We start from the raw sequence: 10,739 nt of genomic DNA, 5'->3' as shown, positions 1-10,739 counted from the left end.
CCACACCAGGCCCAGGCCGAACAAGTGCTCATCCGCCAGCGGCTACCCACCAGGAGTCTGCCTCACCCACCGGCCAACTCCCACAACTCATTAGGTGGAGCGCGGTGGAAGTCAGGGACGGGCGGACCAACCCGGTCCGACACGACGCCCGGTCAACCGCGGTGGATCGGGCTCTTGAGGCCGGTGAGGGGACGGCCGGTGCCACCCCAGGACCGGGAGATGATCTCGGCGGCGATCGCCACGGCCGTCTCCTCCGGCGTACGCGCACCCAGGTCCAGCCCGATCGGGGAGGAGAGCCGGGCCAGGGCCGCCTCGTCCACACCGGCCTCGCGCAACCGGCGCAGCCGGTCGGAGTGGGTACGGCGACTGCCCATCGCGCCGATGTAGCACGCGGGGGTGCGCAGGGCGACTTCGAGCAGCGGCACGTCGAACTTCGGATCGTGGGTCAGCACGCACAGCACCGTGCGCTCGTCGACGGCCGTCGACTCGAGGTACCGGTGGGGCCACTGGACGACGAGGTCGTCCGCGTCCGGGAACCGCTTGCGGGTGGCGAACACCGGGCGGGCGTCGCAGACCGTGACGTGGTAGCCGAGGAAGCGGCCGATCCGGGCCACCGCGGCGGCGTAGTCGATCGCTCCGAAAACGATCATGCGGGGTGGGGGCACGTACGACTGGACGAAGAGCGACACCTCGTCGCGTCGCTGCTCCCCGTGCGCACCGAGGTGGACCGTGCCGGTGGTGCCGAGCGCGAGCATCCCGGCCGCCTGCCGCGCTGCCGCGCGGTCCAGGTCGGGATCGCCGAGGCTGCCCGCGACCCGGTCGGGCCAGATTACCAACTGAGCGTCCCCCGCCGACGCCGTGGCAACCGGCCGGCCGCCCGAGATCGCAGCCAGCACCTCATCGAGCTCGGTCATCGCGACGTCCGGCTGGACCCGCACCTCGATCGTGCCGCCGCAGGTCAGGCCCACACCCAACGCGTCGTCGTCGCTGACGCCGTAGATCTCGGTGCGCGCCTTACCGGTCTCGATCGACTCCAGGCAGAGTTCGTAGACCGCACCCTCGACGCAACCACCCGAGACGCTGCCGAGGACCTCACCGTCGGCGGAGACCGCCATGGTCGCGCCCGGCTGCCGGGGCGCCGACCGCCAGGTCCGTACGACCGTCGCCACGGCGAACGCGACGCCGGCCACGCGCCAGGCCGCCAGCCCGTCGGCGATGTCCCGCATGGCAGCACGATCCGGGTGGTACGGCGGCAGGTCAACGTCGACCTAAGCATTCGCTTAGGTCGACGTTGACTTTGGAATGGGCGGGGGCCAGATTCGGCCGGGACTGCGGAGGTGCGACATGCAGGTTCCGGCACCGTTCGAGTACGAGCGCGCCACCACTGTGGACGAGGCCATCGGCCTGTTGGAGCGGCTGGGCAGCACGGCGCGACTGGTCGCCGGCGGGCACAGCCTGCTGCCGATGATGAAGCTGCGGCTGGCCAACTTCGACTATCTGATCGACATCAACGATCTGCACGGGGAACTGGGCTACATCCGCCCGGGGCGCGACGAGCTGCGGATCGGTGCCCTCACCCGGCACCGTGAGCTGCTCGAGTCCGCCGAGCTGGCCGCGGCGTTCCCGATCTTCGCCGATGCCGAGCGGGTGATCGCCGACCCGGTGGTACGCAACCGGGGCACGCTGGGCGGCTCGCTCTGCCAGGCGGATCCGTCCGAGGACCTGTCCGCGGTCTGCACGACGTTGGACGCGAGCTGTGTGATTCGCGGGCCGGGCGGTGCCGAACGGGTCGTGTCGATGGAGGAGTTCCACGTCGGGCCGTACGAGACAGCGGTTGGCGACGCGGAGATGCTCGTCGAGATCCGGCTGCCGGTGCGGCCGGGCGGCGGCAGCGCGTACGAGAAGGTCGAGCGGCGGGCCGGCGACTGGGCGGTGGTCTCGGCCGGCGCGGCGGTCTGGCTCGACGGCGGCACGATCGCCGACGCCCGGGTGGGGCTCGCCGCGGTCGGCCCGAACACCACGGGCATCCCGGAGGTCTCGGCGGCGCTGCGCGGCCAGGCACCCACCGAGAGCCTCTTCGAGCAGGCCGGGGCGATCGCGGCGGGCAGCTGCGACCCGGTCACCGACCAGCGCGGCAGCGCGGACTACAAGCGGCATCTGGCCGCCGAGCTGACCAAGCGGGCCCTGCGCCGGGCCGCCGAGCGGGCGAGGAGCTGAGCATGCAGGTCACGATGACCGTCAACGACGTCGAGGTCACCCGGGAGATCGAGGGCCGGCTGCTGCTGGTGCACTTCCTGCGGGACGTGCTGGGCCTGACCGGCACGCACTGGGGCTGCGACACCAGCAACTGCGGCACCTGCGTGGTCTGGCTGGACGGCGAGCCGGTGAAGTCGTGCACGGTACTCGCCGCGATGGCCGGCGGCCACGAGGTGCGTACGGTCGAGGGCCTGGCCGAAGGCAGCGAACTCGACCCGATCCAGCAGGGCTTCATGCAGTGCCACGGCCTACAGTGCGGCTTCTGCACGCCGGGCATGATGATGACCGCCCGGGCGCTGCTCGACCGGAACCCGGACCCGAGCGAGGCGGAGATCCGCGAGGCGATCTCGGGCCAGATCTGCCGCTGCACGGGATACGCCACCATCGTGCGCTCGGTTCGCTGGGCCGCCGTGCACGAAGCCGCCGCCGCGGCCCGCGTCCCCGAGCAGACCCAGCCAAGCGAAGCCGGCGAGCACGCGGACGCCGGCCAGGCCGTGGGGAGCGCCTCATGACGACCGTGCACGAGCGCGTGGACACCTTCCACGACAACGACCAGAAACCCATCGGGTACGGCCGGATGCTGCGCAAGGAGGACCCACGGTTCGTCCGTGGCCGCGGCCGGTACGTCGACGACATCCAACTGCCCGGACTGCTGCACCTCGCCATTCTCCGGGCGCCGGTGGCGCACGCCCGGATCGTCAGCATCGACACCAGCGCCGCCGAGGCGTCCCCGGGGGTCAAGGCGGTGGTGACCGGGGCGATGCTGGCCGAGCAGAACCTGGCCTGGATGCCGACCCTCTCCAACGACGTACAGGCCGTGCTCGCCACCGACAAGGTCCGCTTCCAGGGCCAGGAAGTGGCGTTCGTGGTCGCGGAGGACCGGTACGCCGCGCGGGACGCGCTCGAACTGATCGACGTCGAGTACGACATCCTCGACCCGGTCATCGACGCGCGCCGCGCCCTCGCGCCGGACGCCCCGGTGATCCGCGACGACCTCGAGGGCAAGACGAACAACCACTGCTTCGACTGGCAGACCGGCGACGAGGCGGCCACCGCGGCCGTGTTCGCCCGCGCGGACGTGGTGGTCAGCGAGGACATCGTCTACCCCCGGGTGCACCCGGCGCCGATGGAGACCTGCGGGGCGGTCGCCGACTTCGACGCGGTCGAGGGCAGGCTGCGGCTCTGGTCCACCACCCAGGCGCCGCACGCCCACCGAACCCTCTACGCCATCGTGGCCGGTCTGCCCGAGCACAAGATCCAGGTGATCTCGCCGGACATCGGCGGCGGGTTCGGCAACAAGGTGCCCATCTATCCCGGGTACGTCTGCGCCATCGTCGCCTCGATCGTCACCGGCAAGCCGGTGAAGTGGATGGAGGACCGGTCGGAGAACCTGATCAGCACCGGTTTTGCCCGCGACTACATCATGCGCGGCGAGATCGCGGCCACCCAGGACGGCCGGATCCTGGCCATCCGCACCAACGTGCTCGCCGACCACGGTGCCTTCAACGGCACCGCCGCCCCGGTCAAGTACCCGGCCGGCTTCTTCGGCGTGTTCACCGGCAGCTACGACATCGAGGCCGCCTACTGCAAGATGACCGCGGTCTACACCAACAAGGCGCCCGGCGGCGTCGCGTACGCCTGCTCGTTCCGCATCACCGAGGCCGTCTACCTGGTCGAACGGATCGTCGACTGCCTCGCCGACGAGCTGGGCATGGACCCGGCCGAGCTGCGGCTGAAGAACTTCATCCGACCGGAGCAGTTCCCGTACACCACGAAGACCGGCTGGGTGTACGACTCCGGCGACTACGAGCCCACCATGCGGCTGGCGATGGAGCTGGCCGGCTACCCCGAGTTGCGCCGCGAGCAGGAGGAGAAGCGGGCCCGGGGCGAGCTGATGGGCATCGGCATCTCGTTCTTCACCGAGGCCGTCGGCGCCGGGCCCCGCAAGAACATGGACATCCTCGGGCTGGGCATGGCGGACGGCTGTGAGCTGCGGGTGCACCCGACCGGCAAGGCCGTGGTCCGGCTGAGCGTGCAGTCCCAGGGCCAGGGGCACGAGACGACGTTCGCGCAGATCGTCGCCGAGGAGATCGGCATCCCGCCGGCCGACATCGACGTGGTGCACGGCGACACCGACAACACGCCGTTCGGCCTCGGCACGTACGGCAGCCGCTCGACGCCGGTGTCGGGAGCGGCGGCGGCGCTGGTCGCCCGCAAGGTCCGCGACAAGGCGCGGATCATCGCCTCCGGCATGCTCGAGGTCTCGGTCGCCGACCTGGAATGGGAGAAGGGCGCGTTCCACGTCAAGGGCGACCCGGGCAAGTCCGTCACCATCCAGGACATCGCCCTGCGCGCGCACGGTGCCGGTGACCTGCCCGACGGCGTCGAGGGCGGGCTCGAGGCACAGATCTGCTACAACCCGTCGAACCTGACCTATCCGCACGGCGCGTACATCTGCGTGGTGGACATCGATCCCGGCACCGCGCAGGTGACGGTGCGGCGGTTCATCGCGGTCGACGACTGCGGTACCCGGATCAACCCGATGATCATCGAAGGTCAGGTGCACGGCGGGCTGACCGACGGGGTCGGCATGGCGCTGATGGAGATGATCGCGTTCGACGAGGACGGCAACTGCCTCGGCGCGTCGCTGATGGACTACCTGATCCCGACCGCGCTCGAGGTGCCCGACTGGGAGACCGGCCACACCGTCACCCCCTCGCCGCACCATCCGATCGGCGCCAAGGGGGTGGGGGAGTCGGCCACCGTCGGGTCGCCGCCGGCGATCGTCAACGCGGTGGTGGACGCCCTGAAACCCTTCGGCGTACGGCACGCCGACATGCCGTTGACCCCGTCCCGGGTCTGGGACGCGATGCGCGGTAACCCGCAGCCGCCGATCTGAGGGGCATGATGTCGACGAAGATCACCGACCGCGCCCGCGAGCTGACCGCCGCCCGTGAGCCGTTCGTGCACGCCACCGTGGTCCGCGTCCAGGAACCGACGTCGGCGCTGCCGGGCGACGCCGCGGTGATCCTCCGCGACGGGTCGATCGAGGGCTTCGTCGGCGGGGCGTGTGCCGAGAGTTCGGTGCGCGCCGCCGCCCTGGACACCCTGCGCGACGGCAACACGCTGCTGCTGCGGGTGCTGCCGGACGGCACGGCCGCGTTTCCCGACACCCCGGGCGCGCGGGTGGTGGTCAACCCGTGCCACTCGGGCGGCGCGATCGAGATCTTCCTGCGACCGATGCTGCCCGCACCGGTGCTGGGGGTGGCCGGCGGCACCCCGATCAGCGCCGCGGTGGCGACGCTGGCCGGGTTCCTCGACTTCGAGGTGGCCGCGACCGGCGACTACGCCGGGGCAACCGCGGTCGTGGTGGCCGGCCTCGGCAAGGGCGAGCAGGACGCGATCCGGGCCGCGCTCGACGCCGGCGTGGGCTTCATCGCGCTGGTCGCCAGCCGCAAGCGCGCCGCCGCCCTGCTCGACGAGCTGCGGCTGACCGACGCCGAACGCGCCCGCGTCCACTCGCCGGCCGGGCTGGACATCGGGGCGCGTACCCCGCCGGAGATCGCCCTGTCCATCCTGGCCGAGGTGGTCCGGGCCGTCAGGTGCGACGGCCTGGCCCCAGCCGCGACCACGCCCGCGGCCCGGCCGCGCCAGGCCGTCGACCCGGTGTGCGGAATGACCGTGACGGTCGCACCGGACACGCCGCACGTCCGCGTCGACGGGCAGGACCACTGGTTCTGCTGCCCCGGCTGCCTCGCGAGCTTCACGGCGGTGTAGCCGTGTTCGTGACCGGTCTGGTGCTCGCCGCCGGGGCGTCCGTGCGCCTCGGCGAGGCCAAGCAGCTGCTGCCGTACCGTGGGCGGACCCTGCTCGACGCCACCCTGGAGTTGGCCCGCTCGTGCGGATTCGACCAGCTGCTGGTGACGCTGGGCGGTGCCGCGGACCGGGTCCGCGACCGGGTGGACCTCACCGGGGTCCAGATCGTCGAGAACCCCGACTTCAGCACCGGCTGCGGCTCGTCGATCAGCACGGCGGTCAAGCTGGTCGACCCGCGCGCCGGCGGGCTCGTGCTGCTGCTCGGCGACCAACCCGGCGTCCGCACCGCCGACGTGCGGCGGGTCGCCTCGGCAGACACCGCGCTGGCCGTGTGCCGGTACGCCGACGGGCTGGGGCATCCGTTCCGGTTCGGCTGCGAGGTCTTTCCCGAGCTGCACGGCCTGCACGGCGACAAGGCGGTGTGGAAGCTGCTGCACTCCGGCCGCCACCCGGTCACCGAGGTGCCCGCCGACGGGCCGGTGCCGATCGACGTGGACACCCGCGCCGACTACGAGCGGCTGCTGGCGGGCGAGGCGCCGTGAAGGATCCCCTCGACGTCGCCCGCCGTCTCGACGCCGTTGACTACCTGGCCGACGAGGGCATGGCGATGGCGCTCTTCCTGGCCGTGAAGCTCGGCAAGCCGCTGCTGCTGGAGGGCGAACCCGGCGTCGGCAAGACCGCCGCCGCCAAGGCCCTGGCCCGGGCGCTGGACACCACGCTGATCCGGCTGCAGTGCTACGAGGGCCTGACCGCCGGCGAGGCGCTCTACGAGTGGAACTACCAGCGGCAACTGCTCGCGATCCGCCTCGCCGAGGCGCAGCACGCGCACCTCACCGACGCGGACCTGTTCAGCGCCGAGTTCCTCCAGGAGCGGCCGATCCTGCGGGCCGTACGCCATCCGGGGCCGGTCCCGCCGGTGCTGCTGATCGACGAGATCGACCGCGCCGACGACGAGTTCGAGGCGCTGCTGTTCGAGTTCCTCGGCGAGTCCGGCATCACCATCCCGGAACTCGGCACGTACACCGCGAGCACACCGCCGATCGTCGTGCTCACCTCCAACCGCAGCCGGGAACTGCACGACGCGCTACGCCGCCGCTGCCTGTACCACTGGATCGAGTTCCCGGAGCCGGGCCGGGCGGCCGAGATCGTCCGCCGGGCGGTGCCGGGCGCGGCCGAGCCGCTGATCCGCACGGCCACGGAGTTCGTCGGCGGCGTACGCGACCTGGAACTGGACAAGGCGCCGGGGATGGCCGAGGTCATCGACTGGGTCGCCGCGCTGTCCGTACTGGGTGCCACCGACCTTGCCGGCGACGACGTCCTGCGGACCGTCGGCACCATCGCGAAGACCCCCGACGACCGGGCCGCCGTCGCCGCCGCGCTCGGCACCCACCAGGAGAGTCAACGATGAAGATCACTAACGAGTTCGCCGTCGACGTCCCGATCGAGCGGGCCTGGGCGGTCCTCACCGACCTCGAAGGGATCGCGCCCTGCCTGCCGGGCGCCCAGCTCACCGGCGTCGACGGCGACGTCCACAAGGGCAGGGTGAAGGTCAAGGTCGGACCCGTCATCTCCGAGTTCGCGGGTACCGCGCGGTTCGTCGAGAAGGACGACACGCAGTACCGCGCCGTGATCGACGCGAAGGGCCGCGACGCCCGCTCGGCGGCCAACGCCGCCGCACTGATCACCGCCCAGCTCCGTCCGGACGGCGACCGGACGCTGGTGAGCGTGGACACCGACCTGAAGATCTCGGGCAAGCTGGCCCAGTTCGGCAGCGGCATGATCAAGGAGGTGTCGGGCAAGCTGCTCGCCCAGTTCGTCGCCAACCTCGAAGCCAAGCTGGCGGCCGAGGAGGCCGCCACCCCACCGCCCGCCGCCACCCCACCGCCCGCCGCCACCCCACCGCCCGCCGCAGCGCCCGGCCTGACCGCGGCCGGCGCCGCCGTCGAGACCACACCCGTCGCACCAGCCACCACCGCCGCCACCGCGCCGGCCGTGACCACGCCCGGCACCGCCGCCGAGCCCACGCCTGCGGCCGAAGCTGAGGCGCTGGACCTGCTCAGCGTCGCCGGCGGGTCGATAACCAAGCGGGTCGTGCCGGTGCTCGTCGGGCTCGTCGTGGTCGGCGCGGTGATCGCCTGGCTGGTCGCGCAGCGGTGACCTCCGCCCTGCTGCGCGGGGTCGACCGCGCCGCGTTCGCGGTGGCGCTCGCCGACCGGTTGCGGCGCGCGGGCGTCCCGGCGGGGCTGACCCAGGTCGACGACTTCGTCCGGGTGCTCGCCGTCGACCCACCCGTGGAGCTGCCCGCGCTCTACTGGACCGCCCGGATCAGCCTGGTCCGGCGGCACGCCGACCTCGCCGCCTTCGACCGGGTGTTCGCCGCCGTCTTCGCCGACGCGCCGCCGCTGCCACTGACCCGGTCAGCGGCCCCGCCCGGTCGCCGTGACGACGTGCACGTGCCGGTGCCGGCGGACACCGCCGACCCGGGCTCCGGTGGCGGGCTGCCGTGGGCGACGCTGCCACCGGCCGTCGCCGAGGCGGGGGAGTCCGACGCCGGGTTGCGGCTTCCCGAGCGGCGTCCCGCCGCTCTCGCCGGGCTCGCCGACCGGCCGTTCGAGGAACTCGACGGGGAGCAGGTCGCGCTGCTCGGCGACGCCCTGCACGCGGCCGTGGCCGGCTGGCCGACGCGACGCACCAGGCGGCACGCCGTCAGCCCGGCCGGACGTCGGATCGCGCTGCGGCCGACGGTCGCCCGGGCCCGCCGTACCGCCTGGGAACCCGTCGAGGTGGTTCGCGAGCGGCCGGTGCGCCGACCGCGCCGGGTCGTGCTGCTCTGCGACGTCAGCGAGTCGATGCGGGCGCAGGCGACGGCGTACCTGCACCTGATGCGGGCGTTCGCGACGGTCGCCGACGCCGAGGTGTTCGCGTTCGCGACGACGCTGACCCGGCTCACCGTCGCGCTGCGCCGCACCTCGCCGGTCGAGGCGGTCGCGCAGGCCAGCGCGGCCGTGACCGACCGGTTCGGCGGTACCCGGATCGCCACGAACCTGCGGGCTCTCCTCGCCTCCCATCACGGCGACGCGGTCCGCGGGTCGGTGGTGGTGATCGGCTCGGACGGCTGGGACAGCGACCCACCGGGCGCACTCGCCGCCGCGATGGGGCGGCTGCGCCGCCGTGCGCACCGGATCATCTGGTTGAATCCGCGGGCCGGTGTGCCCGGCTTCGTGCCCCGGGTGGCGGGCATGGCCGCCGCGTTGCCCCACTGCGACCGGCTGTTGCCGGCCGGGACGTTCCAAGACCTGCTGGACGCCGCCGGTCAGCTCCAGAGCGTCACATGGACCGCCGGCTTGAAGTGGCCGACGCTGACGCCCGCGCCGCGCATCATCGCCTGAATCGCCCGCGACGTCGAGGCGAACCGCGACAGCTCGGCCGCCGCCGACGGTGCGCCCGGGTTGGTGAGCACCAGCGAATGCCAGACCGCCTCGGACGTCGTGTGCGGGCCGGCCAGCAGCAGGAGATCGCCGCCGCGGACCTCCGGTGCGACGGTGAACGACAACGCCGGCGCGACGCCCTTGCCCCGTTTCGCCTCGCCCAGCGCGGCCGCGTGGCTCTGGAAGATCTGTTGCCGGTCGTCGGGTACGGCGAGTCGGCGCAGCATCGCCTGGACCGCGCCCAGGTCGGTGGCCGCCGACGGCCCGAGCAGCCAGGTCTGCTCGCGCAGTTGCGCCGCCGAGGCCCGCACGCCGGCCAGCGGATGGTCCGGCGCGACGACGATCACGAGCCGGTAGTTCATCACCGGCCGGGCGGCGATCGCTCGGTCCACGACTGGCGGCTGCGGCCCGATCGCGATGTCGGCGGCGCGGGTCAGCAGCAGCGTCTCGAACGAGCCCGGGTTGCGCACACTCAGCTCGACGTCCAGGTCAGCGGCGCGCTTCGTGAACAGCTCGATCAGCCCCGGCGCGGCGAGCTCGGCGAACAGGCTGGAGGCGGCGACCCGCAGCAGCCGGCGACCGCGTGCCGCGGCGTTCACCTCCACCACCGTACGGTCCTGCAGGCCCAGCAGTTCGGTCGCGCGGCTGGCCAGCCGCAGCCCACCGGGGGTGAACGCGAGGCCGGCCGCCGTTCGGGTGAACAACTGGTCCCCGAACTCCTTGCGTAACTGTGCGATGTGCAACGAGACGGCCGACTCGGAGACCTCGAGCTGCGCGGCGGCGTGTTTGACGGAGCCCATCCGGACCACCGCGACGTAGGCGCGCAGCTGTGCCGGAGTCATCGGTGTCCGATCCTCTTCATAGTCCGGAAACTTCCTCGCGACGAACTCGATCATCCCCGCTCGGTCGCGCCGCCGCCAGCCCGCCTCGACCTCGCCTTGGGAATCCCGCCGCCCGGATCGGTGTTTCTTCCTGCGTACGGCACGAGGCAGGACCCGAGCCGAGGAGAGACAGACATGAAGGTACGCACCTCGCTGCGGTCACTGAAGCAGAAGCCGGGTTCGGTGGTGGTTCGCCGGCGCGGCCGGGTGGTCGTGGTGAACCGCGCCAACCCGCAGTGGAAGAGCCGCCAGGGCTGAGTCCAGCTCGAACACGATCGGCGCAGTCGCTCCGCGGATCGAGCTGACCGCTGCCCACATGCCCCTTGTAGACGCCGAGGAGAGGCTCCGCGACGATCGC

11 protein-coding genes are annotated in these 10,739 nt (G+C 72.5%); 9 read left to right on the top strand and 2 right to left on the bottom strand.

Going from position 1 to position 10,739, the window contains the following annotated elements; translation table 11 throughout:
- Nucleotides 1-152: 152 nt before the first annotated feature.
- Nucleotides 153-1,226, bottom strand: a complete 1,074-nt coding sequence (locus AB0M52_RS23225) for an XdhC/CoxI family protein (protein ID WP_363957245.1) — start codon at nt 1,224-1,226, stop codon at nt 153-155.
- A gap of 118 nt (nt 1,227-1,344) precedes the next feature.
- On the opposite strand from AB0M52_RS23225, the gene AB0M52_RS23220 reads away from it, so the two are divergent.
- From AB0M52_RS23220 to AB0M52_RS23185, 8 genes are read left to right on the top strand one after another with little or no spacing between them, the layout of a single operon-like run.
- Nucleotides 1,345-2,217 carry a xanthine dehydrogenase family protein subunit M gene (locus tag AB0M52_RS23220; RefSeq protein ID WP_363957242.1) on the top strand — a complete coding sequence of 291 codons (873 nt, stop codon included), beginning with the start codon at nt 1,345-1,347 and terminating at the stop codon, nt 2,215-2,217.
- A gap of 2 nt (nt 2,218-2,219) precedes the next feature.
- A complete protein-coding gene (locus AB0M52_RS23215) occupies nt 2,220-2,768 on the top strand; it encodes a (2Fe-2S)-binding protein (RefSeq protein WP_363957239.1) in 549 nt (182 codons plus the stop codon).
- A complete protein-coding gene (locus AB0M52_RS23210) occupies nt 2,765-5,155 on the top strand; it encodes an aerobic carbon-monoxide dehydrogenase large subunit (protein WP_363957236.1) in 2,391 nt (796 codons plus the stop codon). Before AB0M52_RS23215 ends, AB0M52_RS23210 begins: the two co-directional genes overlap by 4 nt.
- Before the next feature lie 8 nt (nt 5,156-5,163).
- Complete coding sequence (locus AB0M52_RS23205) at nt 5,164-6,033, top strand: XdhC family protein (protein ID WP_363957233.1); 870 nt, start codon at nt 5,164-5,166, stop codon at nt 6,031-6,033.
- Nucleotides 6,034-6,035: 2 nt separating this feature from the next.
- Entirely contained in the window at nt 6,036-6,614 is a 579-nt protein-coding gene (locus tag AB0M52_RS23200; RefSeq protein WP_363957230.1) for a nucleotidyltransferase family protein, read from the top strand.
- On the top strand, nt 6,611-7,480 hold the full coding sequence (locus AB0M52_RS23195; RefSeq protein ID WP_363957227.1) for a MoxR family ATPase: 870 nt from the start codon (nt 6,611-6,613) through the stop codon (nt 7,478-7,480). The genes AB0M52_RS23200 and AB0M52_RS23195 overlap by 4 nt, the downstream gene beginning before the upstream one ends.
- Nucleotides 7,477-8,229 carry an SRPBCC family protein gene (locus AB0M52_RS23190; RefSeq protein ID WP_363957224.1) on the top strand — a complete coding sequence of 251 codons (753 nt, stop codon included), beginning with the start codon at nt 7,477-7,479 and terminating at the stop codon, nt 8,227-8,229. Before AB0M52_RS23195 ends, AB0M52_RS23190 begins: the two co-directional genes overlap by 4 nt.
- Complete coding sequence (locus AB0M52_RS23185; protein WP_363957221.1) at nt 8,226-9,461, top strand: VWA domain-containing protein; 1,236 nt, start codon at nt 8,226-8,228, stop codon at nt 9,459-9,461. The genes AB0M52_RS23190 and AB0M52_RS23185 overlap by 4 nt, the downstream gene beginning before the upstream one ends.
- On the opposite strand, the gene AB0M52_RS23180 is transcribed toward AB0M52_RS23185, so the two are convergent.
- The gene (locus AB0M52_RS23180) at nt 9,386-10,342 is read right to left on the bottom strand and encodes a LysR family transcriptional regulator (protein WP_363957218.1); all 957 of its coding nucleotides are present in this window, start codon (nt 10,340-10,342) and stop codon (nt 9,386-9,388) included. The genes AB0M52_RS23185 and AB0M52_RS23180 overlap by 76 nt on opposite strands.
- Before the next feature lie 174 nt (nt 10,343-10,516).
- Here AB0M52_RS23180 and AB0M52_RS23175 point away from each other — a divergent pair, with 174 nt between their 5' ends.
- A complete protein-coding gene (locus tag AB0M52_RS23175) occupies nt 10,517-10,639 on the top strand; it encodes a 50S ribosomal protein L36 (RefSeq protein WP_111211957.1) in 123 nt (40 codons plus the stop codon).
- Nucleotides 10,640-10,739 lie beyond the last annotated feature (100 nt).

Source organism: Micromonospora sp. NPDC051296, from assembly GCF_040682255.1.
GTDB lineage: Bacteria > Actinomycetota > Actinomycetes > Mycobacteriales > Micromonosporaceae > Micromonospora > Micromonospora craterilacus.
This window is presented reverse-complemented; position numbering and strand designations above follow the sequence as displayed.